Source organism: Rhizobium sp. Root1212 (assembly GCF_001424985.1).
Classification (GTDB): domain Bacteria; phylum Pseudomonadota; class Alphaproteobacteria; order Rhizobiales; family Rhizobiaceae; genus Pararhizobium.
The window spans coordinates 1-25642 of the sequence record NZ_LMDA01000010.1; the positions used below are offsets into that span (position 1 = coordinate 1).

Here is a 25642-nt window from a genome sequence, read left to right on the forward strand (position 1 = left end):
CATCCCCGCATTTCCTAAGAAACTTCAGAGCGAGTTCGTCGGTCGCCAGCAGCGCCGCCGCCCTCGTTGGTGAGCGGGTTATAGTCCCCCACCAACGAAATAGTCAACAGGGTTTTTCAGAAAAAATGACAGTTTTCTGACAAGGCCCGGATTTCCAGGGATTTGAGGGGCAAAAAAGTTTCGAGGCCCTCTGCTTGGATAATTTACCCCCCTCCCCTCTTATATAGGGGCTTCTCTGCCCTCAGTTTTTCACAATCACCGCCTCTAAGCAGAAGGGTACAGTGAACGACCGCTTCATTTCCCCTATGCCGAGCCGCAAGTTTGACTCGCCGGGCCGAAAGATGCACAAGTTTGCGACAACCGACAGAGACCATAATAAAAAACGGCTGCAATAGGGACCCTGCTTTATTGGCATGACCACGGATAGGAACACGATCCGGTCGCTCGGCAACGAGCCTCCGATCCTGGCGGATGGCCGCAAGGCACCTGACCGGCGCGAGATTTCATTGCGCTGGCTGTCGGGTACGTTCCTGACCGGCATCACCTCCAGCCTTCTTATGGGTGTCGCTCTTTTTGCCGCCCTCGACGGCCGCCAGCAGCTCGCCATTCCGGCTGAAGCCTATGCCGCCCTCGATCCGGGTGTTCGCGGTAGCCAGCCGGCCGCCTCCGCCAAGCGCGGCAACCGCATTCTCTCTCCCAGCATCGTTGCCAAGCCTTCGGATCGCACAATCCTCGAAGTCTCGACGATGATCCACGACGGCGAGAAGGAAGTGGTGCGCCGCCAGCCCTTCTCCCATGTGAAGATGACGCTGGCCGCCAATCATCAGCCGTCCGAGAATTATCCGAGCTTCGATCCCCTGGCGATCTTCTCTTCGGACGAAGCCGAAGCCGCCCCGCCGGTCAGCCGTACCGGCACGATCTATGGTTCGGACGTCGAATCCGAAGTGGCGCTCAAGACCCTCGATTTCCCGCTGAAGGGAACGAAGCTCGCCTTTGCTCCCTCCATGACGCTCGATGAAGTCGAGGAAAATGTCCGGACCAACGGTTCGGTCCTGACCGAGGGCAACACCCAGGTCGCCTCCCTCTTCTATGTCGACCCTCGCCGTTTCGCTTCGGATGCGTCGGATCTCGATCTGCTGCAGGGGCTTTCGGCGCGCGTCGTTGAAGAGAATATGTCGGTTTCTCCATCCGAGACGATCACCGACCAGACGACCGAATACGCCGACGACGTCATTCCCGTGCGCCGCACCACCCCGATCGCGGCTGTCATGATCAATGCCGGCTATGCCAAGGCTCAGGCCGAGGATATCGCCGGTTACCTGCGCCCGGCGCTCGGTGCCACCGACCTGCAGGAAGGCGACGTGTTGCGCATCGGCGTCATCCAGAAAGGCGAGAACGGCGAGGCCAAGGTCGTGCGCGCCACCGTCTATTCCGGCGGCCGCCACGTCTTCACCATGGCGCTCGACGATAGCGGCAGTTTCGTCAAGGCTTACGAGCCGCCTGCACTCGATGCGGTTGCGACCGCCTTCGACGACAGCGGCATGCCGACCGTGAGCGCCGGCCGCGATCTGCCCCGCGTCTATGACGGCGTCTATCGCGCCGCGCTCTCCTACGGCATGAATTCGTCGATGATTGCGCAGATGATCCGGCTGCTCGCCAGCAACGTCGATTTCCAGGCGCAACTGAAGCCAACCGACAGCCTCGAAGCCTTCTTCTCCGTCGCCGACGAAAGCGGTCAGGCAACGGACGAATCCGAGCTGCTCTATGTGAACGCGAAATTCGGCGACACGCAGACCCGCTTCTATCGCTTCCAGGACCCGGACGACAATTCCGTCGACTACTACAACGAGGAAGGCAAGAGCATCCGGCAGTTCCTGCTGCGCAACCCGGTCCCGAACGGCACCTTCCGTTCCGGCTTCGGCATGCGCCGCCACCCGATCCTCGGTTTTTCCCGCATGCACACCGGCGTCGACTGGGCAGCCCCCCGCGGCACGCCGATCATCGCGGCCGGTAACGGCACGGTCGAAAAGGCCGGCTGGGATTCCGGCGGCTACGGCAACCAGACCCTGATCCGCCACGCCAACGGCTATGTCTCCTCCTACAACCACCAGAGCGCGATCGCCAAGGGTGTGAAGGTCGGTTCGAAAGTGGTTCAGGGCCAGGTGATCGGCTGGGTCGGCACCACAGGCCTCTCGACCGGCCCGCACCTGCACTACGAACTGCTCGTCAACGGCAACCGTGTCGATCCCCTGCGCATCCGCCTGCCCGGCGGCAAGACGCTGGACGGCGGGGCGCTCGCCCAGTTCGAAAAGGAACGAAGCCGCATCGACGCGCTCCTGAGCAAGGACAACGGCAACGAAGTGGCTGCCGCGCAGTAAGGCGCCAATTGCCCATCCAAACTCCAGATACAAAAAGGGCCGCTCCGAAGAGCGGCCCTTTCTTTTTCATCGCAAGCCTTAAGCCGCTTCCTTCGCGGCACCATCCCGCAGCTTGAAATTCAGTCGGTCCGAACCGGCCAGCACCTTGATGTGCGACCCGTCCGGGAAATCGCCCTGCAGGATCTTTTCGGCAAGCGGGTCCTGCAGATACTTCTGGATCGCCCGCTTCAGCGGCCGCGCGCCATAGGCCGGGTCGTAACCCTTGTCGGCCAGGAAGGTGCGGGCCTCGTCTTCGAGTTCCAGCGTGATCTTGCGATCGGCGAGCAGCTTGCGCAGCCGCTCCAGCTGGATTTCGACGATCGCCCCCATCTCGTTCCGCTTCAGGCGGTGGAAGAGGATGATCTCATCGACACGGTTCAGGAATTCGGGGCGGAAATGACCGCGCACGACTTCCATCACCTGATCGCGCACCACATCGCTGTCATCGTTCTCGCCAAGCTGGGTCAGATATTCAGCCCCGAGATTGGAGGTCATGATGATCATCGTGTTGCGGAAGTCGACGGTGCGACCCTGACCATCGGTCAGGCGACCGTCGTCGAGAACCTGCAACAGAACGTTGAACACGTCCGGATGCGCCTTCTCGATCTCGTCGAACAGCACGACCTGATAGGGCCGGCGCCGAACGGCTTCCGTAAGAGCCCCGCCTTCCTCATAGCCGACATAGCCGGGAGGCGCACCGATCAGCCGGGCCACGGAGTGCTTCTCCATGTACTCGGACATATCCATGCGGACCATCGCCGTTTCGTCGTCGAACAGGAAGCGGGCGAGCGCCTTGGTCAGCTCCGTCTTGCCCACCCCGGTCGGCCCGAGGAAGATGAACGAGCCGATCGGCCGGTTCGGGTCCTGCAGACCAGCGCGCGAACGGCGAACCGCACGCGAAACGGCCTGAACCGCATCCCCCTGCCCGACGACCCACTTCGCCAGTTCGTCTTCCATGCGCAGCAGCTTGTCGCGTTCGCCTTCCAGCATCTTATCGACCGGAATACCGGTCCAGCGGGAAACGACGTGGGCAATTGCATCCGGCGTCACGACTTCCTGAACCATGGAATTCGTGGACGAATCCTGCGCTTCGGCTTCTTCGATTTCCTTCTCAAGCTTCGGGATCACCCCATAGGCAAGTTCCCCTGCCCGCTGGAATTCACCCTTGCGCTGTGCGATCGCCAGCTCGTTGCGGGCTTCGTCCAACTGCTTCTTCAAGTCTGCGGCCAAGCCGAGCTTCTGCTTTTCCGCCTGCCAGCGGGCCGTCAGCGCATCGGCTTCTTCCTCGATCGAGGTCAGGTCGAGTTCGAGCTTTTCCAGACGATCCCTGGACGCACGATCGGTTTCCCGCTTCAGGGCCTCGCGCTCGATCTTCAACTGCATGATGCGGCGATCAAGCTCGTCAAGCTCTTCGGGCTTGGAATCCACCTGCATGCGCAGACGCGACGCCGCCTCGTCCATCAGGTCGATCGCCTTGTCCGGCAGGAACCGGTCGGTGATGTAGCGGTTGGAAAGCGTCGCAGCCGCAACCAGCGCGGAATCGGAGATCCGCACCTTGTGATGCTGCTCGTATTTTTCCTTCAGTCCGCGCAGGATCGAGATCGTATCCTCGACCGTCGGCTCCTCGACCATGACCGGCTGGAAACGCCGGGCAAGGGCCGCATCCTTCTCGACATGCTTGCGGTATTCCTCAAGCGTGGTCGCGCCGACGCAGTGCAATTCGCCGCGGGCAAGCGCCGGCTTCAAGAGGTTCGATGCATCCATCGCCCCATCCGCCTTGCCGGCCCCGACCAGCGTGTGCATCTCGTCGATGAACAGGATGATCTCGCCAGCTTCCGCCTGCACCTCGTTCAAAATGGCCTTCAGCCGCTCTTCGAACTCGCCGCGATACTTCGCACCGGCAATCAAGGCACCCATGTCGAGCGCCATTAGCTTCTTGTCCTTCAGGCTTTCCGGCACATCGCCATTGACAATGCGCAGCGCCAGACCTTCGGCGATCGCCGTCTTGCCGACGCCGGGTTCACCGATCAGGACAGGATTGTTCTTGGTGCGGCGCGAGAGTACCTGGATCGTGCGGCGAATTTCATCGTCGCGGCCGATCACCGGGTCGAGCTTGCCTTCGCGGGCATCCGCCGTCAGGTCGCGCGCATATTTCTTCAGCGCGTCAAAACCGGCTTCGGCATTGGCGCTGTCGGCCGTGCGTCCCTTACGGATCTCGTTGATCACCTGATTGAGCTTGGTCGGCGTCACACCCGCCTGCGCAAGGATCTTGGCCGTCGGCGAAGAGCTTTCGACAGCCAGCGCCAGCAGAAGCCGTTCGACGGTAACAAAGCTATCTCCCGCCTTCTTCGCCGCCTCTTCAGCCGTGGTGAAAACTTTGGCCAGCGGCTGCGCCAGCGAAATCGAGCCGTTCGAGCCCGTCACCTTGGGCAGCTTGGAAAGCGCCAGATTATTGGCCGTGCGCGCCGCCTTGGGATCGCCGCCGGCCCGTTCAATCAACGAGGACGCCATGCCCTGATCGTCGTCGAGCAGCACTTTCAGCACATGCTCGGCCGTGAACTGGGGATTGCCCTCGGAGAGCGCATGGGTTTGCGCGGATTGCAGAAAACCGCGAACACGCTCGGAATATTTTTCGATATTCATCAATTTACCTCCGTGGATCGGAGAGCCCTGATTGCGGCGCTCACCGATGGTTCAGGATCAGGCTCCCAGAAGAGGCAAGCCTGTCATATCGACCGACATTCGCATTGCGCGAGGTCAATCGCTTGGTGAGAATATGGGAGGGGCAAGAAGGAAATTAAAGGGATGAATAGCGGGTCCGATAACGAAATCGTGAGCGACGTTTCCATCCTCAGCCACGACCCATGATCGAACAGAAGAACCACGTAAAACACCCATCAGCTTTGGCTTTGCGCAGTCTTCATTTCCATCGGTGTTTTCCGTAAACCTGAAACTCGCGACATACAGGATACGAAACGGAATGGCACGAAGAAATCAGTTCAAGGGGATTTGTCACGATCTCCTCGAGACATTTGTCAGCAGGTACAACGATCTGAATGGATACTGGGCGCTCGGTCAGTATCAGGCGTATGTGTTGGACAAGAAGCTTGAACAGCTTGACTTCGACCTCATTGGCGGCACGAAAGATATGGATGCTTCCCCATTCGCCGACACCATCACCTATTACAGAGGTGCCGTCTTTCGATTGATGCGCGCAAACGCGATGGCAGACGCGTGGATGAAAAAAGCCAGCATAACATTCAAATCCACCGGACCGGAACAGGCCCTTTGTGCCACCCACCTGACATGCGATCTCGACAAGGTCTTCCGACACGAGCAATTGGTCGAAGTGAGGCGCCACGATCCGCTGATGGAGTATCGAAGAGGGGCATACGGACCATCCAATCAGAAAGGACAGTGAGCCCGAAAGAGTGCCTGTTTCGAAAAGCAAAAGGCCCGGAACACCGTCCGGGCCTTTCGAAAACCAAGCAGAGAAAGCTTACTCGGAAACCTCGGCCATTGCCGGAGCTTCGCCACCCTCAGGCGCTGCACCCTCTTCCGCATTCGCTTCGCCGCGACGCGGCTGGCGGCGGGGGCGCGGGGCACTGCGGCGGCGCGTGGGGGCCCGGCCTGCGGGGGCAGCGGCTTCCTCTTCCAGTGCCACTTCGGCCGGAACGCCTTCGATCACCGGCTGCGGGCCGGAACCATCGACGACGGGCTGCGGCTGCGGCTGAGCTTGCGGTTGGGGCTGCTGCTGGCGAACCTTCGGCTGCGGTGCGGGCTGGACCGGCTGAACAACGGCAGGTGCCTCTTCGGTGTAACCCTGATCCTGATCGTCCTGATCGTTCGTGTCCCGATCCGAGTTGTCACGCTCGTCGAAGCTGTTGCGGTCGTCGCGCTGGAAGCGCTCCTGCATCTGCGCCTGAGCGGCGGCAATGATGCGGTTGTAGTGCTCTGCATGCTGCAGATAATTCTCGGCCATGACCCGGTCGCCGGAGCTTTGCGCGTCACGGGCAAGGTTCATGTATTTTTCGGCGATATGCTGGGCAGTGCCACGAATCTTCACATCCGGGCCTGAGCTGTCATAGGTCCGCGTCAGCGGATTCTGGCCCTTCCGGTTGTGATTGTTGTTGTTACCGCCGCCACCGCCGCCGCCATTGTTGTTGTTATTGTTGTTACGCCCACGGCCGCGCTTGTTTTGCTGTCCTGGCCTCATCGTGTTATTCACCTGGATTCTCTTGATAAGTGATGATCATGTGGCTTCGTGGCCTGATCGGTCAATGCCGGATCAGGCAAACACGCGCCGCGAACCAGCCGCTTCATGGCGGCACCTTCGCCGGTTAAAGTCAAAATAACAGGTACCCGCACAAGGCACTGTCGAACCTTAGCAACTCTTTTGTGAGAGCAATCTCTGCGGCCAGGTCAAACCGGAACGAATCTTGGTCGAAGACCTTCTGCCCAGTGCGTGGCCGCAACCTAACCGTCTTCCCTCGCGATTCCAAGCTTTTTCTTGCAAGTGCTAACAGAAGACGGCCTTTCCGCCCCCTGCTGATGCCTTATTGCATCATCCCGTCGTGAACAGAATAGCCCTGTCGTTTCCACTAAGATCGCGAATGCTCTCAAGCACCGTAAAACCATGTTCCTCAAACACAGCCCCGACAATCACCAGTTGGTCATAGCCGATTTCGACGCCGACAAGCCCGCCCTCCTTGAGGTGGCTCCGCGCTCCCGCGGCAATCCTGCGATAGGCGTCAAGCCCGTCCACACCACCATCGAGCGCGATATCCGGATCGTGATCACGCACTTCCGGCGCAAGCGACAAGACGACATCGCTGCGGATATAGGGCGGGTTGGAAACAATAATGTCGAAGCGGCCATCGACGGCTTCGAACCAGTCGCTCTCCAGGGTCTCAAAGCGCGACCCGAGACCATTGAGATCGGCATTGGCGCGCGCCGTTTCAAGGGCCTCCGCCGAAATATCCGTCCCGACCCCGTGCGCGCCTTCGACCGCGCTCAGGATGCCCAAGCAGATCGCCCCGGTCCCCGTGCCGAGATCGATGATCCGGCACTCGCCTTTTTCCATCATTCTCCGCCGCGCAAAGGGCACCAGCCCCTCGACGATCATCTCGCTGTCCGGCCGCGGCTCCAGCGTCGCTTTCGACATGGTCAGCGTCAGCCCATAGAATTCCCGCCGACCGAGAATCCGGTAGACCGGCTCATGCGCCGCCCGCCGCTCGATCGCCGCGCGGACCCGTGCTGCATCCTCCGCCGAAACGGCCACATCGCCGCGCACCATCAGATCGGTTGCGGAAAGCCCGAGCAGCCCGGAAACCAGCACCCGCGCATCGAGCGCCGCCTCGCCGATATGGGCCTCAAAAAAACGTTTCTTCGCTTCGGCAAGCAGGCTTTCGCGCGTGTCGCTCATCCCTTCATCTCGCCAAGCTGCGCCAGCTGGTCGGCCTGATAGTCGGCCAGCAGCGCGTCCACCACCTCGTCGATTTCACCCATCATCATCCGGTCGATCTTGTAGAGCGTCAGGTTGATGCGGTGGTCGGTCACCCGCCCTTGAGGGAAATTATAGGTGCGGATACGCTCGGAACGGTCCCCCGAGCCGACCTGGCTCTTGCGTGAGGCGGAACGTTCGCTATCGGCCTTCTGTCGCTCCATGTCATAGAGCCGCGAACGCAGCACCTGCATCGCCTTGGCGCGGTTCTGGTGCTGGGATTTTTCCGAGCTGGTGACGACGATGCCGGTTGGCAGGTGAGTGATGCGCACCGCCGAGTCCGTCGTATTGACGTGCTGACCGCCGGCGCCCGAGGAGCGCATCGTATCGATGCGGATATCCTCGTTGCGGATTTCGATATCGATATCCTCGGCCTCCGGCAAAACCGCAACCGTCGCCGCCGAGGTATGGATGCGTCCCTGCGTTTCCGTATCAGGCACCCGCTGCACCCGATGCACACCGGATTCGAACTTCAGCTTGGAAAACACCCCGCGCCCGGTGACGTTGGCGATGATTTCCTTGAACCCGCCGGCATCGCCTTCGCTGGCGGAAAGAACTTCCACCTTCCAGCCCTTGTCGGCAGCATAGCGCTCATACATGCGAAACAGATCGCCCGCAAAAAGCGCCGCCTCGGAACCGCCCGTTCCGGCGCGGATTTCAAGGATCGCGCTCTTCTCGTCGGCCGCGTCCTTCGGCAGGAGCAGGATTTGCATATCCTTCTCCAACGCCTCGATCCGCTCTTCGATCTCGGGCTTTTCCATTTCGGCCAGATCGCGCATCTCGCGATCGGTGGCCTTGTCGGACAAGAGCGCCTCGATCTCGGCCAGTTCCTTCTCGGCCTTTTCATAGGCGCGTATCTTGGTCACGACCGGCTGCAGCTCGGAATATTCCGAAGCGAGCTTCACATAGACATCCGCTGCCGGCCCTTCGGCCATGCGCGCTTCGATCTCTGCGAACCGACGCTCAAGCTCGCGCATTTTTTCGACGGGAAGTGTAGCCAAGATTTACTCCGCAGGTGCCAGTTCATCGGGCAGCGGCGACCTTTGAGCCGGAATGAATGTGAGGTCAAGCGACCTGACCTCGTGAACCAGCCGATTTTCGACAATTGCGACGATGGTTTCGAGAACGCACGTGCGTTGTTGCAAAACACAGGTGTTCCAGAAGCGCGCGACGCTCCAGCCATCCGCGCTCATATAAGCATCACGCCTTGCATCATGCTGGCTGCCGTCCACCTCAATGACGAGACGACCGTGCCGGCAGGCGAAATCAGCAAAATAAGGCCCGATCGGCAATTGCCGGACGAATTTGTAACCATTCAACCGGCGCCCTCGCAATTCGGCCCAAAGAGCAGCTTCCGCATCGTTGTCTATCTTTCGCAGAGTGCGGGCGCGTTCGGTCTTTCGCTCGTCGGGTCCTCGCACGGTGACACCTCCCAATGCCCCTCACCCTAGCCCTCTCCCCGCACGCGGGGAGAGGGGACGACGAAATATGCCGCTCCTTGAGCGTAGCACAACTTAGAGGGGAGTGAAAAAGCGAGAGTTGGCCATTTGTCCCTTCTCCCCGCAAGCGGGGAGAAGGTGCCCGACAGGGCGGATGAAGGGCAGCGTTTATAAAGGAACCCCATTCTCGGCAGCAAATTCGACCAGCATCTCCCGCACCGGCCGCAATCCCTTGTGCTCGTCCAGCGCCGCATGCAGCATGCTGGCCAGTTTATCGACATCGAGCGCCAAGAGCATGGCCTTCACAGGGCCGACCGCCGTCGGCGACATCGAAACAGAGCGGAAACCGATCCCCATCAAGGCCATGGCCGAAAGCGGTTTGCTCGCCATCTCGCCGCACAGCGTGACGCTCGTGTCGTTGCGCTCTCCGGCCCTGACGATATCGCGCAGCATCCGCAGAAACGGCCGCCCGAGCACGTCGAAACGATCCGAAACCCGCGCATTGCCGCGATCGACCGCCATGGCGAACTGGAAGAGATCGTTCGAGCCGACGGAAACGAAATCAACCTCGCTCATCAGTTCGTCGAGCTGCCACAGCAAGGCCGGCACTTCCAGCATCGCGCCGAACTGCAGCTTGCGCGGCAGTTGCTCGCCGGTCTTGGATTGCCGCTGGATTTCTTTCTGCAACAGCTCGCGCACCTGCCGAAGCTCCGAAACCTCGGTCACCATCGGCAGCATCAGCTTCAGCTCTTCGCCCGCCGAAGCGCGCAACATGGCCCGAAGCTGGGTGCGCAACAACCCCGGACGATCGAGCGAAAGGCGGATCGCCCGCCAGCCCAAAGCCGGGTTTTCTTCCTCGGCCGCGCGGAAATACGGCACCACCTTGTCGCCGCCGATATCGAGCGTACGGAAGGTCACGGGCTTGCCGCCCGCCTGCTTCATCACATTGCGATAGAAGGCTTCCTGCTCTTCCATCTTCGGCATGGTGGAGGCGATCATGAATTGCAGTTCGGTGCGGAACAGCCCGATACCCTCGGCACCGGATTCCGCCAGTTGCGGCAGATCGACCAAAAGGCCGGCATTCATCTGCAGCCTGATGCGCTTGCCGTCCCTGGTCACCGGCTCGACATCGCGCAGCGCCCGGAATTGCTCCTGCCGGCGTGCCCTGAGCCGTACCTTCTCCGCGTAAGCCCGCTGCAGATCGGCCATCGGCCGCAAATGCACCTTGCCATCGTCGCCATCGATGATGATGGCGTCGCGATTTTCCGCCAGCGCCACGGCACCCGCCGCCTGGCCGACGACCGGGATGCCCATTGCCCGCGCCACGATGACGACGTGGCTCGTGACGGCGCCCTCTTCCAGCACCAGCCCGCGAATGTTTTCGCGCGGATAGTCGAGCAGCTCGGCCGCACCCATGGCCCGCGCCACGACGACGGCATCCGACGGGAAATCGGATGCCGAAAGCTTGGCGCCATACCCCGTCAGCTGCCGCAGCAGCCGGTTCGCCAGATCGTCGAAATCGTGCATGCGTTCGCGCAGATAGGGGTCCGTCAGCCGGATCATCCGCGCCTTGGTCTCGCTCTGCACCCGCTCGACCGCCGCTTCCGCGGTGAGGCCGTTGCGGATCGCCTCTTCAAGCTTCCTCACCCAGCCGCGGTCATGGGCGAACATCCGGTAGGCTTCCAGCACCGCCCGGTGCTCGCCTTCCATTGAAACGTCGCGCCGCGACAGCATGTCGTCGATGGAGATGCGCAGCGACCCCAGCGCCTCGGCCAGCCGACCGAGTTCGTGCTCGGTGTCGTCGTTGAGCAGATTGGTCACGACGATGCGCGGCTCGTGCAGCACGACGTAACCGAGGCCGACGCCTTCGTTGAAGCTCGAACCCTCGATCGTCACCGGCCGCGACAGGTCGAGTTCGAGGCCCGGCCGGGTGATTTTCTTCAGCTCGCCCGTCGCCACCATCTCGGCGAGCACCATCGCCGTGGTTTCCATCGCCTCGACTTCGTCGTCGCGATAGGTGCGGCTCGCCTTGTTCTGAACGACGAGAACGCCGAGCGAGCGGCCAGTGCGCAGGATCGGCACGCCGAGGAAGGAGTGGTAGATCTCTTCGCCGGTCTCCGGCAGGTAGGTGAAGGCGGGATGCGATTGCGCGTCGGAAAGATTGAGCGGTCGCGCCGAAGCGGCAATGGTGCCGACGAGGCCCTGCCCCATCTGCAGCTGCGCCAGGTGCACGGCGTCCTTGTTCAGACCTTCCGTCGCATAAAGTTCGAGAATGCCGTCGGAGCGCAGCACATAGACGGAGCACACTTCCGCGACCATGTTCTGCGCGATCTGGCGAACGATCTGGTCAAGGCGCTCCTGCGGCTCGAGCGGCTCCGCCATCAATTCGCGCAGCCGCTTGAGAAGAACGCGTGGACCCGCCGAGAGGTCTCTCATCGCGTAACGTCTCCCGAATGTTGATCATCGACTGCCGGTATCCGGCAGCGGCATGGTTTGGATGCCGCCACCTTACGCAATCGCTTCGATCAACTCTTATCGAGACCGTAGACAGAATGCAAAGTACGAACGGCCAATTCGGCATAAGCACCGTCGATCAGGATGGAAATCTTGATTTCCGAGGTGGTGATCGCCTTGATGTTGATGCCTTTTTCGGCAAGTGCCCGGAAAGCGGACGCAGCCACGCCGGCGTGGCTGCGCATGCCGATGCCGATGACCGAGACTTTGACGAGGCCCGATTCGTTCTGGATAACGTCGAAACCGATCTTGTCCTTGGCTTCGCCGAGCACCTTCATCGCCTTGTCGACGTCGGTTGACGGCACGGTGAAGGTCATGTCGGTCTTGGAGCCGTCTTCCGAAATGTTCTGGACGATCATGTCGACATTGATGTGCGCTTCGGCCAGCGGTCCGAAGATCGCGGCCGAGACGCCCGGCCGGTCGGCGACGCGCCGCAGCGAAATCTGCGCTTCATCCTTGGCATAGGCGATGCCGGTCACGACTTCCTGTTCCACGATCTCATCCTCATCACAAATCAGCGTACCGGGGGGATTGAAGAAATCGCCCATGCCCGGCGCATCGGGGTCTTCGAAACTGGAGCGCACGAAGGTACGAACCTTGTGCACCATTGCAAGCTCGACCGAGCGGACCTGCAGGACCTTGGCGCCGAGGGAGGCCATTTCGAGCATTTCCTCGAAGGCAATCTTCTTCATGCGCCGCGCCTTGGGCTCGATGCGCGGATCGGTCGTGTAGACGCCATCGACGTCGGTATAGATGTCGCAGCGATCAGCCTTGACGGCCGCCGCAATCGCAACCGCCGAGGTATCGGAACCGCCGCGGCCCAGCGTCGCGATGCGGTTGTCCGGGCCGAGCCCCTGGAAGCCGGCGATGACAGCCACCTGGCCTTCCTTGAATCGGCGGATGAGGTCCGTGCCGTCGATATCGAGGATGCGGGCGGCGCCGTGGGCGTTGTCGGTGCGGATCGGGATCTGCCAGCCCTGCCAGGAGCGGGCATTAATGCCGATATGCTGCAGCGCGATGGCGAGGAGACCGGAGGTCACCTGCTCGCCGGAAGCGACGACCGCGTCGTATTCACGGGCGTCATGCATCGGGGAAGCGTCGCGCGTCCAGGCAACGAGTTCATTGGTCTTGCCGGACATGGCCGAGACGACGACGGCAACTTCGTGGCCGGCATCGACCTCACGTTTCACATGGCGGGCGACGTTGCGAATGCGATCCATATCCGCGACGGACGTTCCGCCGAATTTCATGACGATGCGTGCCATATGCCTCTACCAGTAGAATACCGCGGGCGCCCGCGCCTGCGAGGAAGTTGGCGGTCTCTTAGCGAAATTGTCCGGCAGGCGCAACGGCTGAAAAGAAGAGAGGTGGCGGAAGGATTTTTTGTGATGGATTTTACCGCGGCCGCGCAATAAACCGTCACATTGCTCGCCCCACAAAAGACCGACCATGTTGGCAACCGGCCTGCGGGATCATAAGCTCTGCCTGCCGGTTTTCGAGGAAGACGCATTTCACGCAACCGGAGAGGAGGTTTGGCATGCATGAAGCCCTGCTGTCGCTTGGCGTTGCGATTGCGCTTTGCGTCGCGTCCATAGGCTCGCTGCTTCTTTATCCGAAGCTTCATGTGCGGCATCGGGATGAGGAAACCAACCTCGTCGTCCGTCTCGTCGCCAATCTTTTCGTGGTCATGGCATCGCTTGCCTTCGGGCTGATGATCAACTCCTCGAAAAACACCTTCGAGAATATCGATGCCAATGTGCATTCCTACGCGACCAACCTGATCCTGCTCGATCAAAGCCTCAGAAGTTATGGGCTGGGAGGAGATGCGGGTCGCCAGAGCCTGATCGCCTATGTCGAGGAGGCCATTCGCAACCCGATCCGCGCTGACAACGATCCGCTGGCGCCCGATTCCGCCCAGATCCGGCTGGACAATCTCGGCCAGACGCTGTTTGCCCTGACGGCGCAGGAGCCCTTCCACCAGTCGCTGCTGACGGAAATCCGGGCGCAATACAACAGAATCGTCGAACAGCGATGGGCGCTCGCCGAGCAATCCGAGGGCGTCATCCCCTCGCCGGTGATCGCGCTGCTGATTGCGTGGCTCGTGCTGATTTTCGGCAGCTACGGATATCGCGCGCCCAGAAACGGCATCGTCATCGTGATGTTCCTGGGCTCGGCAGCCCTCATCGGCCTGTCGATCTATGTGGTTCTCGACATGGATATCCCGTTCGAAGGCATCATCCAGATATCCGATGCGCCTTTGCACCGCGCCCTTGCCGAAATGTCCCGATAGCCGCCGCAATCCCGTCCTCAGTTCGTCAGGTCATACGGGATCCGGTAGCCGTTCGCTTCCAGCCACTTGATCGCCGCTGCCGGTTCGTCGGTCTGGAGGATGGTGACGCCGCGGTCGATCCAGAAGCCGTAGCTGTCTTCCGGGCGGTTGTCGCGCACCGCGAGTTCATCGCCGCGGCCGCCGGCGAGCATGCCGGGCGGGCGGTTGACGATCGGATAGGTGTTTGCCCACATGTGCCAGTTGCCGTTGATGGCGGCTGCATGGGCCTTGGCGCTGAAGAGCGGGCCGCCCTTGTCGGTCAGCGGTGCGTCGTCCTTGTGCCAGTTGATCAACTCGGCGGCCGGCGCGGAAAAGGCCGATGTCGCGCGATCCATGAAGCCGGCATTGTCGATGGCATCATCCGCCAGGATCGGCATGAAGGTCACGTCGTCGCCGACGGTGTTCATGACGGCGCGCACCTCGTCGATGCGCTTGGCGCTCCAGAGGTTTTCCTTCATCACGATCTGATGGGCGGCACCGATGGCGCGGGCTTCGGCTGCGACGTCGGGCAGGATCTCCGGTCCGAGCTTGTTGTCGATATTGACGAGGATCTGGTCCTTGGCGACGGCCAGCAGTTCCGAAAGGGTCGGTACGACCTCGTCGCTGATCTCGCCGGTGCCTTCGGTGACCAGATGGCATTTGCGCAGTTCGGCGAGCGTATAGGTATCGGCTTCGCCGCGGCAGGTGGTGGTGCGGTCGAGCCAGCTGTCGTGCATGACGATAAGCTTGCCATCGGCGGATTTGCGCACGTCCAGCTCCACCATTTCCGCCCCCAAGGCAATCGAGCGCCGGATGGCGGCGCGGGAATTTTCCGGCAGGATGGTAACGCCGTTTTCCTTCCACCCGGTGCGGTGGGCGACGACCATCACGTGCTGGCGCCAATTGTTAGCATGCTTGAAGCGGTCGAGGATCAAGCGCGCCCGGCTCGTATCGGCCGCCTGGACCGAAAGCGCGTGGGCGGCGAGCCCACAGGCGGCAAAAAGCGTCACGGTGGCGATTGCAAGCATCCGGCGCATCAGCGGTTTCCCTGGCCATCAACGATGCCAAGGCGGATAGATGACTCGGATGACATGCCGGTGAAGCGGCGATGACACCTTGATGAAGGCGGCCTATTTGAACATGCCCTCCCGCAGGTTGATGCCATGTTCCAGCCAGGCCTTCAGGCAGCACAGCATCTGCATCCAGCCCTGGCAGTTGCCGTAGGAGGCTTTGAGGCCACCGGGCGTTTCGCGCCAGCCCTCCTCCGTGATGGTGACTAGTGTGCGCCCATCCTCCAGCGCCTCGAACCCGATGGTGACGGTGGTATCGTAAGGTGCCCCGGCATCCGGGCCTTCGTTCGCGCCCCATTGGAAGGCGAGTTTTTCGTTTGGCACGGCGTCGATGATACGGACGGGGAATTCACCGGGGAAATCATGGAACGACCAAGTGACGGTCGTTCCCTTTTCCATGCGGCCGCGCGCGCCGCCGGTGGTGAAGTAGCGTGACAGTTTCGCGGGATCGGCCACCGCCTCGAAGACTTCGGCCACGGGTTTTGCAATGCGGCCGGATACGTTGAATGTCAGTTCCATGATCCATTCCTCCCTGCTTTCAGTTGGTTTTTTCGCCCGAATGCCGGGCGACGACGGCGAGATAGGCGGCCTGCAACTCCGCCAGCACCGAGCGCGCGGGGCGTTCCGTACCGAGATGGATGAAGCGCAACTCGTCCATGAAGGCATCCCACATATCAGGCCCGCCTTTTTCCAGAAGCTCGGCGCGGATCGACAGCGCTTCGGAAGGCTTCGTATGCCGCCGGCCCCAAGCGCCCATATGGGCGAGCAGCGGCAGAAGCTCGATGGAGGCTTCGGTGAGGCTGTAGATCGCCTTTTGCTTATGGCTGGGATCATCGACGCGCGACAGCAGGCCGTTCTGCACCAGCCGCTTCAGGCGGTCTGCGAGAACGTTGGAGGCGATGCCCTCCTCCGAACGGCTGAGCAATTCGCGGAAGTGGCGGCGGTTGCCGAACATCACGTCGCGGATCACAATCAGGCTCCAGCGGTCGCCGAGCATTTCCAGCGTCAGGTTGATCGGGCATCCCGAACGGTGGCCGTGGCTCGCATCCATGGGGCATCTCCTTATCCGGTTGCATTTTAGGAGCAGGCAGGCTACAAAACAACCGGTTGCATTTTAAAATCAGTTTGGAGGAAACGATGACATTGCAGCTTTTCGCCCATCCTTTCTCGTCCTATTGCCAGAAGGCGCTGGTCGCCTTTTACGAAAACGACATTCCCTTCGAATGGCGCACGCTTTCGCCCGACCAGCCGGAAAACGGCGCCGAATGGAGCGCCGCGTGGCCGGTCAAGCGCATGCCGATGCTGAAGGATGGCGACAGGACCGTGCTGGAGGCGACCGTCATCATCGAATACCTGCAGCTTGCCCATCCCGGCCCGGTGCGGCTTTTGCCCAAGAACGCCATGGATGCGCTGGAAACGCGGATGATGGACCGCTTCTTCGACTGCTACATCATGACCCCGATGCAGAAGATCGTCTTCAACGCCATCCGCCCGGAAGAGGACCGCGACCCCTACGGCGTCGAGGAGGCCAGACGGCTGATGGACGATGCCTATGGCTGGCTGGACGGCGTGATGGCGGAGCGCACCTGGGCGGCGGGCGAAGATTATAGCCTTGCCGATTGTGCCGCGTCTCCCTCGCTGTTCTATGCCGACTGGGTGCATGAGATCGATCCGCGTTTCGAGCATGTGCGCGCCTATCGCGCCCGGCTGCTGGAGCGGCCCTCCTTCGCCCGCGCCGTCGAGGAAGCCCGGCCCTATCGCAGCTTCTTTCCGCTCGGTGCGCCGGATCGGGATTGAGCATAGCCTGAAGGCGAAGGCCGGGGATTGTGGGGGATGCCACGAGGGGGTCTCTTCGCGATTCCGGCGCCAGCCGCCCCCTCATCCGGCCCTGCGGGCCACCATCTCCCCGCTGGGGAGAAGGGAAAAAGGTCGGCCCTAGCCCGACTTGGTTCTGCTGCAGGCTTTTGCGATCAGCCGCCGCAGATCGGCGACTTCGGCTTCGGTGAGCGGCCGGACGGCACCCTTTTCCAGTTCGCCAAGAGCGAGATTGCCGATGGCGACGCGAACCAGACGCAGGCAGGCGATATCCAGCGCCTCCAGCATGCGGCGGATCTGGCGGTTCTTGCCTTCGTCGAGCACGATTTCGAGCCAGGAATTGCGGCCGCCCTCGCGCAGCTTGACGGCGCGGGTGGCGCGCAGGAATTCGCCGTTATCCTCCACGCCTTCGGTGAGGGCGGCGAGCATCGGCGCGTCGGCGATGGCGTCCATCTGCACGTGGTAGGTCTTGGAGACGTGGGTTTCGGGATCGAGCAGCGCCTGGGCGAATTCGGTATCGTTGGTGAAGAGCAGCAGGCCTTCGCTCGCCTTGTCGAGGCGGCCGACCGGGGAGAGATGGGCGTGGCCGGTGTCCTTGAGGCAATCGAACACCGTCGGGCGGCCTTCGGGATCATGGCGGGTGGTGACCAGGCCGCGCGGCTTGTTCAGCATCAGATAGACGGGCGCTTCGGCGACGACCTGCTTGCCATCGACGGCGATGGTCGCCTGGGTGAGGTCGATCCAGCTTTCGGGATCGCGGATGACGCGGCCGGCGACGGTGACGCGGCCGGCGCGGATCAGTTCCTCGGCCTGGGTGCGCGAGCAGAAGCCGAGCTTGGACAGCGCTCGCGGCAGGGTGACCCGCTTGCCGGCGGGGGCGGCCTCGCGTTTGCGGGCCGGGGTCTGCCGCTTGCGGCCGTCTCTCATGGGGTCAGGCCTGCAGCGGCCGCTTGGCGACGATCATGTAGTTGACGTCCATGTCCTTCGACAGGTTCCACTGGTTCGACAACGGGTTGAAGAAGACGCCGGTGCGGTCGGTGACCTCCATGCCGTTGGCCGTGATCGGCTTTTCCAGCTCTTCCGGGCGCACCAGTTTTTCATATTGATGGGTGCCGCGTGGCAGCCAGCGCAGCACGTTTTCCGCCGCGAAGATGGCGAGCGCCGCCGCCTTGACCGTGCGGTTGATGGTAGCGACGAACATCAGGCCGCCGGGGCGCACCATCGAGGCGCAGGTGGTCATGAAGAACTCGACATCGGCGACGTGTTCGACCACTTCCATGTTCAACACGACATCGAAGGTTTCGCCGGCTTCCGCGAGCGATTCCGCCGTCACCGCGCGGTAATCGACCTGGACGCCGCTGCCACTCGCATGGGTTTGCGCGATGCGGATGTTCTTTTCCGAGGCATCGGCGCCGACGACTTCGGCGCCCATGCGGGCCATCGGCTCCGACAACAGGCCGCCACCGCAGCCGATATCGAGCAGGCGCAAGCCTTCGAGCGGTTTCGGGGCCTTCGGGTCGCGGCCGAAATTTGCCGCGACGCGGTCGCGGATATAGGCGAGGCGCACCGGATTGAATTTGTGCAGCGGCTTGAATTTTCCGCGCGGGTCCCACCATTCGGCGGCCATGGCAGAGAAACGGTCGACTTCCGCCTGATCGATGGTGCTGCGTTCGCTCATGGGTCTTCTCCGTGATGGGACGAGGGTGAAGTCGGACGATCGGCTTAGAAAGTCAAGGGTCTGGCGCATCCGGGCGACAGCGATCGAGACGCAGGAGGCGAAAGCCGGTGCCGTCGATCAGGCCTTGGCGGAAGGTGTCCATCAGGCTTTCCAGTTCGGCAAAGTCCGCAGGCGAGGCGTTCGCGACGCAGAGCGGCAGTTTGGCGCAGGCTCGACCGGAAAGGCCGAGGGCCTGCTGGACCTTCAACTGGGCGGCAAGGCAGGGAGCATTCAGCATCGGGCCGGTGCAGACGCCGTCGCGCCGGCACTTGCGCCGCCAGCAAACGATATCGAGATGGCTGAGCAAAGCGCGCCAATGGCGTTCATGATCGATGGCGCGGCGTTTTTCGTATGCGGTGAACTCGGTCATGACGGTCTCCGTTCGGGCAGCCGCATGCCTTCACGCGGCGGGTTTCGCCCGTGGTTTGGGGATCAATCGGCCGGGACACATCGGGTGCCTCAGGGATTGGTAAAATGGTGACACGCGATGTGTCCCGTCTCGGCGGTTTTTACCTGCAACTCCGGTTTCTCTGCGAAAGCGGCTGTTTGGCCGTTTTCCTGTGTGCCCCACAGGCCTGCAGGCCCCTCCGATCGTGTCTGCGTTTCAAACACAGACCGAAGGCACCGGCCCCGCCTCGCCGGCAACGCTCTCCGGTGTATCCGATGGCGGGACGAGAGGAGTGTGGCACGGGCGGATGGGGCGGGGATTTGCGGGGAAAAAAATTTGGGGCGAACCTCTAATCCGCCTGCATCAGCTCGATGCGATTGCCGAAGGGATCGCTGACATATCGCCGGGCGTAGCCTTCGAGCGGCTGACCCGACACTGTTTCAAAACCAGCCGCTTCCAAGGCGGAGCAGAGGCGCGCGAGATCATCGACAAGGAGGCCGGGATGGGCCTTGCGGGCAGGCGTGAAATTCGGGTCGATGCCGAGGTGGATTTTGATGCCGCCGTGCCCGAACCAGCAGCCGCCCCGCACGACAAGATGGGGCGGCTTTTCCACTTCCTGCATTCCGAGAAGATCGCGATAGAACGTCCGGGCCGTGTCTTCCTGTCCGGCCGGCATGGCCAGCTGGATATGGTCAAGGCCGAGGATCGTCATCGTGTCGCTCCTCTTACTCCACCCCAAGCGCTTCGGCGGAAATCCAGAAGACCGAATCGTCCGCTTCCGTCGTTTCCAGCCAGAGGAAGTCGAGGTGGGGGAATTCGGCTTCGAGGATTTCGCGGCCGCGGCCGATTTCGCAGATCATGCCGCCGCCGGGATTGAGGTGCTTGGGGGCTTCGGCGAGGATGATGCGGACGAGATCGAGGCCGTCGACGCCGCCGTCATGGGCCATGGCCGGTTCGGCCAGGAATTCCGGCGGATATTCGTCCATCGCGACGTGATCGACATAGGGCGGGTTGGTGATGATCAGGTCGTAGGTCTTGCCCTGAAGCGGCGTGAAGAGATCGCCGTGGTAGAGGGTGACCTGCTGTTCGACGTCGTGTTCGTCGACATTGATCTTTGCGACTTCCAGCGCATCTTCCGAGAGATCGACGGCATCGACTTCGGCGTAGGGGAAGAATTTGGCCGCCAGAACGGCGAGGCAACCGGAGCCAGTGCAGATATCGACGGCGCTTTCGACGATCGACGGATCGGGCAGGAAGGACGAGCCTTCGGGATTGCCGTATTCGGCAAACAGGATTTCGCCGATATGGGAGCGCGGTACGATGACCCGCTCATCCACATGGAAGCGCACGCCCTGGATATAGGCGCGCCCGGTGAGATAGGACGACGGTTTGCGGGTGGTGACACGGGCTTCGATGCGCTCCGCGAGCAGCTTGCGCTCTTCCGGCAGAAGGCGGGCGTCGAGGAAGGGATCGAGCGTGTCGATCGGCAGTTCGAGACTGTCGAGCAGGAGATAGGCGGCGTCGTCCGTGGCGGTAGAGGTGCCGTGGCCGTAGCTGAGGTCGGCCGCGTTGAAACGGGAGATCGCGTAGCGCCAGTAATCGCGCAGGGTGACGAGTTCGCTGGTGATGTCGGTCAAGGTCGTCTCGCTTCGGGTTGTTGCGGCCTGGGTTTGCTGTAGGCGACCCCCGTTCGCAAGGCAAGCGGGGTGGCGGCAATCCCTTCTCCCCCGCGGGGAGAAGGTGCCCGAAGGGCGGATGAGGGGGTTTCTCCGCTTGCTCAGAGCCAGCCGGCCCCCTCATCCGGCCTTTCAGGCCACCTTCTCCCCGCGGGGGAGAAGGGAAAACCCGGCCGCACGTAAGGGAGAGGGGACGACGGAGTGCGGCTCCGCGTCCGTGAGCCTAATTGATATCGTCCGGCAGCACCGGCAGCGGCGCGACTTCGATGCCTTCCTCCAGAAGCGACTCGACTTCCTTCAGCGAGGCCTGGCCGATCAGGCCGCGTTGTTCGGCTTCGCCGTAGTGGATCTTGCGGGCTTCCTCGGGGAATTTTTCGCCGACGTCCTCGGAGTTCTCGCGGATGGTCTTGACCATGTCCCTGCTCTTCGAAACGGCCTCGCGGTGGGCTTCGTTGACCATCAGGGTGCGGGTCTCTTCCTTCTTGCGGGCGGTGGCGACGGAGGGGGCCATCAGCTGCTTGGAGATGGCGGCCGAGTTGCAGGTGGGACAGGTCAGGAGACCGCGCGCCACCTGGCCGTCGAAATCGGCCGAGGAGGAAAACCAGCCTTCGAAGGCATGGCCGTTGTCGCAGACGAGCGGGTACTTGATCACGCCGCGAAATCTCCCGACGCGGGTGCTGCGTCTTCCAGCGTGAAGGCGCGGCCGTTCTTGAGGTTCGGGATTTTGGCGCGGGTGGCGGAGACCATGGTCGGGTCGATATCGGCGAGCACGATGGCTTCGCCCTCGCCGCCGGCTTCGCCCAAAATCTTGCCCCAGGGGTCGACGATCATCGAATGGCCGTAGGTGGTGCGTCCGTCCTCATGAAGCCCCCCTTGAGCGGCCGCGATGACGAACATGCCGTTTTCGATGGCGCGGGCGCGCAGGAGGATTTCCCAATGGGCCTCGCCGGTCTGTTTGGTGAAGGCGGCGGGGACGGACATGATCTCGGCGCCGGCCATCGCCTGACGGCGGAAAAGATCGGGGAAGCGCACGTCGTAGCAGATGGAAAAGCCGAGCGTGGCGAAGGGGAGTTCGGCCATCCTCGCCGTCTCGCCGGGGGAATAGGCTGAGCTTTCGCGGAAACTCTCGCCATTGTCGAGATCGACGTCGAACATATGGATCTTGTCGTAGTGCAGGATCTTCTTGCCGTCCGGGGCGAAGAGGAAGCCGCGGTTGGCGATCTTGCCGTCGCCGATACCGATGGCAGTCGAGCCGATATGGAGGTGGATGCTAAGGGTCGCCGCAAGCTCCGAAGCGCGGCGGACGATCAGGTCTTCTTGCTCGGTCTTCAGCATGGCGCGCAACGCCGGGCGGTCGCGCTGCATGGCGCCGGTCATTTCCGGGGTCTGGATATAGGTCGCGCCGTGGCCGGCCGCCTCGCGCACCAGCCGCGTCATCGCCTCGGCATTGGCCGCCGGGTCGATGCCGGAGCACATCTGGATGGCGGCAGCCTTGAAGACCATGTTCGGGTGTCCTTATGCGGCGAGCAGGGCGTCGAGCTTGCCGGCGCGTTCCAGCGCGTGCAGGTCGTCGCAGCCGCCGACATGGGTGTTGTTGATGAAAATCTGCGGGAAGGTCGTGCCACCGTTGGAGCGCGCGACCATCTCCTGGCGGATGTCCGGCGCATAGGTGGCGTCGTGTTCTTCGTATTCGACGCCCTTGGTTTCGAGCAGCTTCTTGGCGGCCGAGCAATAGCCGCAGAATTGACGCGTGTAGATCACAACCGATGCCATCTGAAAATCCATCCTGTCGCCGGCCCGGTGCGACCTCTCCTGCCATGGGCCTTTCTTCGTCATATAAGACCGGTCACGGCTCTTGCAAAGGTCAAAACCGTGACTTCCGTGGCCCCTGCCCGCTTCAGCGCCCGCGTGGCGGCGCTGACGGTCGCGCCGGTGGTGTAGACATCGTCGACGAGGATGAGGCGGCGGCCGAAAATCGCCGGACGCTGGGCTTCGGGCACGGAGAAGGCGCCCTGGACGTTGTCGTGGCGAGCGGCTTTTCCGAGCCCCACCTGCTGGCGTGTGCGGCGGGTGCGCAGGAGGGCGGTGGCGAGGAAGGGTTTTCCCGACAGACGAGCGATGGTGCGGGCGAGTTCGGCGGACTGGTTGTAGCGGCGGCCCCAGAGGCGGAAGGCATGCAGGGGGACGGCGACGATGGCTTCCGAGCGGGCGACTTCACCATCGCCGGCGCGGATCATCCACTCGGCCATCATGACCGCGAGATCGGTGCGGTCACGGTATTTCAGCGCGTGAACGAGGTTGCGGGCGATGCCGTCGTGGATGGCGACGGAGCGCAGGCGATCGAAGACCGGGGGATCGGCGATGGCATCGGCCGAGAGGATGCCGCGGCCGAGATCGTGGGTGAAGGGTAGCCCCAACACCTCGCAATAGGGGCGCTCGATCAGCCGCAGGCGCGACCAGCAGGCGGGGCAGACGCCGCCGTGGCGGGCGACGACGACGCCGCAGCCGGAGCAGATGGGCGGATAGACGAAATCAAGCGTGGCGTTTCCGAGGCGGCGCAGGCCGTCCGTCCAGCGGAGACGCCGGCGGTGCGGTGTCGAGCCCGGAATTTGCCCCTCGTCCCCATCCATGCGGTTGACATTAGGGGCGTGCGGGTCTTTTTGCGAGCCTCAAAGTTGGAGTTCGATGCCGTGGATATCGTTTTCGATCAGGACCTCATCGCTGCCCGGCGCAAGCGCGCCTTGAGACATGGTGACGGCAAGGCAGGCTTTCTTCTCGACATCGCAGCACGGGAACTAGCCGAGCGGCTGAATGTCGTCGAGCGGCGGTTCGATGCAGCTGTGGAGCTGCACGGCTATACCGGGGCGGCGGCGCGGGAAATCCTGGCGACGGGCAAGGTCGGGACGCTGGAGCGGGTGGAAACGGATGCGGGTTTTGCCGGGCCGCATGAGACGATCAAGGTCTCCTCGCTTGAGGTCGTGCCCGTGTCGCCGGAGAGCGTCAATCTCGTGGTTTCGCCGCTGTCGTTGCATCTGACCAACGATACGCCGGGCGTGTTTATCCAGATTCGGCGGGCGCTGAAGCCGGACGGGCTGTTTCTGGCGGCCATTCCCGGCAGCGGCACGTTGCAGGAACTGCGCGAAGTGCTGCTGGCGACCGAGGCGGAGATGAGCGGCGGGGCGAGCCCGCGGGTCATTCCCTTTGCCGATGTGCGCGATATGGGCGGGCTGTTGCAGCGGGCGGGCTTTACGCTGCCGGTTGCCGACACCGAGAACTATACCGTTCGTTACGGCTCGCTGTTTTCGCTGCTCAAGGATTTGCGGGCGATGGGGATGACCAATCCGCTGGCGGCCCGCAGCCGCAAGCCGCTGTCAAAGGCGTTTTTCCTGCGGGCGGCGGAGATTTACGCGGAACGGTTTGCCGATGCGGACGGACGCATCCGCGCCACCTTCTCGATCATCTATGTTTCCGGCTGGGCGCCGCATGAGAGCCAGCAGAAGCCGCTCGCACCGGGTTCGGCCCGCACGCGGCTTGCCGATGCGCTCGGCGTGAAGGAAGGCAAACTGAAGGACGAGGGGCAATGAGCCTGTAAACGGCTCAACTCTTGCCTGCGCCGTCCATGGCCGCGACGATCCGGTCGAAAACGGCCGTCAACGAGTCGGCGAACGCGCCCAGGCCGGCGATCAGCGCAACGGAAATGAGGGCGGCAATCAGGCCGTATTCGATCGCCGTCGCGGCGGTCTCGTCCTGCATAAAACGGATGAACGTCTGCATGGGTCCTGGAGCCTCTCGGTACGAGCAAGGGTCTTCAGTGCCCAAGCTTCCTGTCTAAAAATCCTTAGGCATAGCGGCTCCGCGCGGACGTTCCCGCGTCAGCAGCCGCTCTTGCCGCCGTTGGCGTCGATGATGCAGACGGCTCCGGGCATTTCCTGCAGCACGCTGCGGCGCACGGTGTAGCGCTTGGTCGAGCCGCCCGAGGGAATGGAACCGGTGGAGATATTGTCGTAATCGATCGGCGCGTTGGCGAGCACCTTGCCCGTCGTCTTCGACGACAGCATCGGCGTCAGGATCAGCGTCAGCGCGATGACCGCCGTGCCGAAGAGGAGCGACAGATTGAGAACGCCGGTACGCCGGGACGGGCCTGGGGCCAGTTCCTTGTCCTGTACGGTTCTCCAGAATTCGTCGTCTGCCATTGCCTGCCTCTTTCGATGTATGCGCGATCCGCCGCCTGGGAAGCGACTGCCATGTCCGCACCGACATTCACCCGATGGACGGGAGGGAATCATCCCGCCACCCAAAACCATCGACATTTTCTCAGGCTGGATTTTGCAACAAGGGTGCTAAACGTTCGATTAACGAAGGCAGAAAATCGGGTGATTTTCAGAGCAGATCCATCAGATAAGGGATCAGCGGCTCGTCGGCCGGGGGCATCGGATATTCGCGCAGGGATTGCGGACGCACCCACTTCACCGCCTGCCCCTCGCGGCCATGGGCAACACCCTCGTAGCGGCGGCAGACATAGAGCGGCATCAAGAGGTGGAAATCGTCGTAGCTGTGGCTGGCGAAGGTGAGCGGCGCGAGGCAGGCGACCTTGGTCTTGATGCCGAGTTCCTCGTCAAGCTCGCGGATCAGTGTTTCTTCCGGGGTTTCGCCGGCTTCCACCTTGCCCCCCGGAAACTCCCAGAGGCCGGCGAGCGATTTGCCCTCAGGGCGTTGCGCCAGCAGGACGCGGCCGTCGCTATCGACGAGCGCGCAGGCCGCAACGAGGAGGATTTTCTGGCCGGCGGCGCTCATG

The 25642-nt window shown here is 62.4% G+C and carries 27 protein-coding genes; 5 read left to right on the forward strand and 22 right to left on the reverse strand.

Annotation, left to right across the window (positions count from 1 at the left end):
- Positions 1 to 413: 413 nt before the first annotated feature.
- Entirely contained in the window at positions 414 to 2378 is a 1965-nt protein-coding gene (locus ASC86_RS11345) for a M23 family metallopeptidase (protein ID WP_056320688.1), read from the forward strand.
- Between the two features lie 78 nt (positions 2379 to 2456).
- Here ASC86_RS11345 and clpB read toward each other — a convergent pair whose 3' ends face one another.
- Complete coding sequence (clpB, locus tag ASC86_RS11350; RefSeq protein ID WP_056320690.1) at positions 2457 to 5060, reverse strand: ATP-dependent chaperone ClpB; 2604 nt, start codon at positions 5058 to 5060, stop codon at positions 2457 to 2459.
- Between the two features lie 337 nt (positions 5061 to 5397).
- Here clpB and ASC86_RS11355 point away from each other — a divergent pair, with 337 nt between their 5' ends.
- Complete coding sequence (locus tag ASC86_RS11355; protein WP_056320691.1) at positions 5398 to 5838, forward strand: hypothetical protein; 441 nt, start codon at positions 5398 to 5400, stop codon at positions 5836 to 5838.
- Between the two features lie 78 nt (positions 5839 to 5916).
- On the opposite strand, the gene ASC86_RS11360 is transcribed toward ASC86_RS11355, so the two are convergent.
- From ASC86_RS11360 to ASC86_RS11385, 6 genes are all read right to left on the reverse strand, one after another.
- Positions 5917 to 6633 (reverse strand): DUF4167 domain-containing protein, encoded by a 717-nt coding sequence (locus tag ASC86_RS11360; RefSeq protein WP_056320694.1) that lies wholly within the window; start codon positions 6631 to 6633, stop codon positions 5917 to 5919.
- Between the two features lie 348 nt (positions 6634 to 6981).
- On the reverse strand, positions 6982 to 7842 hold the full coding sequence (gene prmC / locus ASC86_RS11365) for a peptide chain release factor N(5)-glutamine methyltransferase (protein WP_056320697.1): 861 nt from the start codon (positions 7840 to 7842) through the stop codon (positions 6982 to 6984).
- Entirely contained in the window at positions 7839 to 8921 is a 1083-nt protein-coding gene (gene prfA / locus ASC86_RS11370; protein WP_056320698.1) for a peptide chain release factor 1, read from the reverse strand. The genes prmC and prfA overlap by 4 nt, the downstream gene beginning before the upstream one ends.
- A 3-nt stretch (positions 8922 to 8924) precedes the next feature.
- On the reverse strand, positions 8925 to 9341 hold the full coding sequence (locus ASC86_RS11375) for a DUF559 domain-containing protein (protein ID WP_056320919.1): 417 nt from the start codon (positions 9339 to 9341) through the stop codon (positions 8925 to 8927).
- A gap of 186 nt (positions 9342 to 9527) precedes the next feature.
- Complete coding sequence (gene ptsP, locus ASC86_RS11380) at positions 9528 to 11795, reverse strand: phosphoenolpyruvate--protein phosphotransferase (RefSeq protein ID WP_056320701.1); 2268 nt, start codon at positions 11793 to 11795, stop codon at positions 9528 to 9530.
- 89 nt (positions 11796 to 11884) lie between these two features.
- On the reverse strand, positions 11885 to 13138 hold the full coding sequence (locus tag ASC86_RS11385) for an aspartate kinase (protein WP_056320704.1): 1254 nt from the start codon (positions 13136 to 13138) through the stop codon (positions 11885 to 11887).
- Between the two features lie 272 nt (positions 13139 to 13410).
- Here ASC86_RS11385 and ASC86_RS11390 point away from each other — a divergent pair, with 272 nt between their 5' ends.
- On the forward strand, positions 13411 to 14163 hold the full coding sequence (locus ASC86_RS11390; RefSeq protein ID WP_056320707.1) for a DUF4239 domain-containing protein: 753 nt from the start codon (positions 13411 to 13413) through the stop codon (positions 14161 to 14163).
- A 17-nt stretch (positions 14164 to 14180) separates the two neighbouring features.
- Here ASC86_RS11390 and ASC86_RS11395 read toward each other — a convergent pair whose 3' ends face one another.
- From ASC86_RS11395 to ASC86_RS11405, 3 genes are all read right to left on the reverse strand, one after another.
- Complete coding sequence (locus ASC86_RS11395; RefSeq protein ID WP_244477597.1) at positions 14181 to 15218, reverse strand: glycerophosphodiester phosphodiesterase family protein; 1038 nt, start codon at positions 15216 to 15218, stop codon at positions 14181 to 14183.
- A 93-nt stretch (positions 15219 to 15311) separates the two neighbouring features.
- Positions 15312 to 15770 (reverse strand): SRPBCC family protein, encoded by a 459-nt coding sequence (locus tag ASC86_RS11400; RefSeq protein WP_056320708.1) that lies wholly within the window; start codon positions 15768 to 15770, stop codon positions 15312 to 15314.
- A gap of 19 nt (positions 15771 to 15789) precedes the next feature.
- Positions 15790 to 16302: a helix-turn-helix domain-containing protein gene (locus ASC86_RS11405; protein WP_056320711.1), complete on the reverse strand. Its 513-nt coding sequence runs from the start codon at positions 16300 to 16302 to the stop codon at positions 15790 to 15792.
- An 86-nt stretch (positions 16303 to 16388) separates the two neighbouring features.
- On the opposite strand from ASC86_RS11405, the gene ASC86_RS11410 reads away from it, so the two are divergent.
- The gene (locus tag ASC86_RS11410) at positions 16389 to 17048 is read left to right on the forward strand and encodes a glutathione S-transferase family protein (RefSeq protein ID WP_056320714.1); all 660 of its coding nucleotides are present in this window, start codon (positions 16389 to 16391) and stop codon (positions 17046 to 17048) included.
- Between the two features lie 138 nt (positions 17049 to 17186).
- Here the strand turns inward: ASC86_RS11410 and ASC86_RS11415 are convergent, their stop codons facing one another.
- The 9 genes from ASC86_RS11415 to ASC86_RS11455 all read right to left on the reverse strand — a co-directional run bounded on the left by ASC86_RS11415 (position 17187) and on the right by ASC86_RS11455 (position 23477).
- On the reverse strand, positions 17187 to 17993 hold the full coding sequence (locus tag ASC86_RS11415; protein WP_056320717.1) for a pseudouridine synthase: 807 nt from the start codon (positions 17991 to 17993) through the stop codon (positions 17187 to 17189).
- Between the two features lie 4 nt (positions 17994 to 17997).
- Entirely contained in the window at positions 17998 to 18744 is a 747-nt protein-coding gene (gene ubiG, locus ASC86_RS11420) for a bifunctional 2-polyprenyl-6-hydroxyphenol methylase/3-demethylubiquinol 3-O-methyltransferase UbiG (protein ID WP_056320719.1), read from the reverse strand.
- A gap of 52 nt (positions 18745 to 18796) precedes the next feature.
- Positions 18797 to 19153: a hypothetical protein gene (locus ASC86_RS11425; RefSeq protein WP_056320722.1), complete on the reverse strand. Its 357-nt coding sequence runs from the start codon at positions 19151 to 19153 to the stop codon at positions 18797 to 18799.
- A 367-nt stretch (positions 19154 to 19520) separates the two neighbouring features.
- Positions 19521 to 19883, reverse strand: a complete 363-nt coding sequence (locus ASC86_RS11430) for a VOC family protein (protein WP_056320724.1) — start codon at positions 19881 to 19883, stop codon at positions 19521 to 19523.
- Positions 19884 to 19896: 13 nt separating this feature from the next.
- Positions 19897 to 20808 carry a 50S ribosomal protein L3 N(5)-glutamine methyltransferase gene (prmB, locus tag ASC86_RS11435; RefSeq protein ID WP_056320727.1) on the reverse strand — a complete coding sequence of 304 codons (912 nt, stop codon included), beginning with the start codon at positions 20806 to 20808 and terminating at the stop codon, positions 19897 to 19899.
- A 262-nt stretch (positions 20809 to 21070) separates the two neighbouring features.
- Positions 21071 to 21499 (reverse strand): DUF1178 family protein, encoded by a 429-nt coding sequence (locus tag ASC86_RS11440; RefSeq protein WP_056320730.1) that lies wholly within the window; start codon positions 21497 to 21499, stop codon positions 21071 to 21073.
- On the reverse strand, positions 21496 to 22350 hold the full coding sequence (locus ASC86_RS11445; protein ID WP_056320733.1) for a carbon-nitrogen hydrolase family protein: 855 nt from the start codon (positions 22348 to 22350) through the stop codon (positions 21496 to 21498). Before ASC86_RS11445 ends, ASC86_RS11440 begins: the two co-directional genes overlap by 4 nt.
- A gap of 12 nt (positions 22351 to 22362) precedes the next feature.
- A complete protein-coding gene (gene grxC / locus ASC86_RS11450) occupies positions 22363 to 22620 on the reverse strand; it encodes a glutaredoxin 3 (RefSeq protein WP_056320924.1) in 258 nt (85 codons plus the stop codon).
- 59 nt (positions 22621 to 22679) lie between these two features.
- On the reverse strand, positions 22680 to 23477 hold the full coding sequence (locus ASC86_RS11455; protein WP_082510091.1) for a ComF family protein: 798 nt from the start codon (positions 23475 to 23477) through the stop codon (positions 22680 to 22682).
- Positions 23478 to 23537: 60 nt separating this feature from the next.
- Between ASC86_RS11455 and ASC86_RS11460 the strand changes: the two genes are divergently transcribed.
- Positions 23538 to 24431 carry a methyltransferase domain-containing protein gene (locus tag ASC86_RS11460; RefSeq protein ID WP_056320928.1) on the forward strand — a complete coding sequence of 298 codons (894 nt, stop codon included), beginning with the start codon at positions 23538 to 23540 and terminating at the stop codon, positions 24429 to 24431.
- A 13-nt stretch (positions 24432 to 24444) separates the two neighbouring features.
- Here ASC86_RS11460 and ASC86_RS25170 read toward each other — a convergent pair whose 3' ends face one another.
- From ASC86_RS25170 to mutT, 3 genes are all read right to left on the reverse strand, one after another.
- Positions 24445 to 24621 carry a Flp family type IVb pilin gene (locus ASC86_RS25170; protein ID WP_082510093.1) on the reverse strand — a complete coding sequence of 59 codons (177 nt, stop codon included), beginning with the start codon at positions 24619 to 24621 and terminating at the stop codon, positions 24445 to 24447.
- Between the two features lie 98 nt (positions 24622 to 24719).
- Positions 24720 to 25040, reverse strand: a complete 321-nt coding sequence (locus ASC86_RS11465) for a hypothetical protein (protein ID WP_056320736.1) — start codon at positions 25038 to 25040, stop codon at positions 24720 to 24722.
- A gap of 187 nt (positions 25041 to 25227) precedes the next feature.
- Entirely contained in the window at positions 25228 to 25641 is a 414-nt protein-coding gene (gene mutT / locus ASC86_RS11470) for an 8-oxo-dGTP diphosphatase MutT (RefSeq protein ID WP_056320740.1), read from the reverse strand.
- Position 25642 lies beyond the last annotated feature (1 nt).

Bases quoted from the DNA above. Each gene is read 5' to 3' on its own strand.
- ASC86_RS11465 (WP_056320736.1), bottom strand. From the start codon at position 25,040: ATGGCAGACGACGAATTCTGGAGAACCGTACAGGACAAGGAACTGGCC.
- ASC86_RS11425 (WP_056320722.1), bottom strand. From the start codon at position 19,153: ATGACCGAGTTCACCGCATACGAAAAACGCCGCGCCATCGATCATGAA.
- clpB (WP_056320690.1), bottom strand. From the start codon at position 5,060: ATGAATATCGAAAAATATTCCGAGCGTGTTCGCGGTTTTCTGCAATCC.
- ASC86_RS11415 (WP_056320717.1), bottom strand. From the start codon at position 17,993: ATGAGAGACGGCCGCAAGCGGCAGACCCCGGCCCGCAAACGCGAGGCC.
- ASC86_RS11355 (WP_056320691.1), top strand. From the start codon at position 5,398: ATGGCACGAAGAAATCAGTTCAAGGGGATTTGTCACGATCTCCTCGAG.
- ASC86_RS11345 (WP_056320688.1), top strand. From the start codon at position 414: ATGACCACGGATAGGAACACGATCCGGTCGCTCGGCAACGAGCCTCCG.
- grxC (WP_056320924.1), bottom strand. From the start codon at position 22,620: ATGGCATCGGTTGTGATCTACACGCGTCAATTCTGCGGCTATTGCTCG.
- ASC86_RS11400 (WP_056320708.1), bottom strand. From the start codon at position 15,770: ATGGAACTGACATTCAACGTATCCGGCCGCATTGCAAAACCCGTGGCC.
- ASC86_RS11430 (WP_056320724.1), bottom strand. From the start codon at position 19,883: ATGACGATCCTCGGCCTTGACCATATCCAGCTGGCCATGCCGGCCGGA.
- ASC86_RS25170 (WP_082510093.1), bottom strand. From the start codon at position 24,621: ATGCAGACGTTCATCCGTTTTATGCAGGACGAGACCGCCGCGACGGCG.
- ASC86_RS11395 (WP_244477597.1), bottom strand. From the start codon at position 15,218: ATGCGCCGGATGCTTGCAATCGCCACCGTGACGCTTTTTGCCGCCTGT.
- ASC86_RS11405 (WP_056320711.1), bottom strand. From the start codon at position 16,302: ATGGATGCGAGCCACGGCCACCGTTCGGGATGCCCGATCAACCTGACG.
- ASC86_RS11455 (WP_082510091.1), bottom strand. From the start codon at position 23,477: ATGGATGGGGACGAGGGGCAAATTCCGGGCTCGACACCGCACCGCCGG.
- ASC86_RS11390 (WP_056320707.1), top strand. From the start codon at position 13,411: ATGCATGAAGCCCTGCTGTCGCTTGGCGTTGCGATTGCGCTTTGCGTC.
- prmC (WP_056320697.1), bottom strand. From the start codon at position 7,842: ATGAGCGACACGCGCGAAAGCCTGCTTGCCGAAGCGAAGAAACGTTTT.
- ubiG (WP_056320719.1), bottom strand. From the start codon at position 18,744: ATGAGCGAACGCAGCACCATCGATCAGGCGGAAGTCGACCGTTTCTCT.
- ASC86_RS11445 (WP_056320733.1), bottom strand. From the start codon at position 22,350: ATGGTCTTCAAGGCTGCCGCCATCCAGATGTGCTCCGGCATCGACCCG.
- ASC86_RS11410 (WP_056320714.1), top strand. From the start codon at position 16,389: ATGACATTGCAGCTTTTCGCCCATCCTTTCTCGTCCTATTGCCAGAAG.
- mutT (WP_056320740.1), bottom strand. From the start codon at position 25,641: ATGAGCGCCGCCGGCCAGAAAATCCTCCTCGTTGCGGCCTGCGCGCTC.
- ptsP (WP_056320701.1), bottom strand. From the start codon at position 11,795: ATGAGAGACCTCTCGGCGGGTCCACGCGTTCTTCTCAAGCGGCTGCGC.
- ASC86_RS11360 (WP_056320694.1), bottom strand. From the start codon at position 6,633: ATGAGGCCAGGACAGCAAAACAAGCGCGGCCGTGGGCGTAACAACAAT.
- ASC86_RS11385 (WP_056320704.1), bottom strand. From the start codon at position 13,138: ATGGCACGCATCGTCATGAAATTCGGCGGAACGTCCGTCGCGGATATG.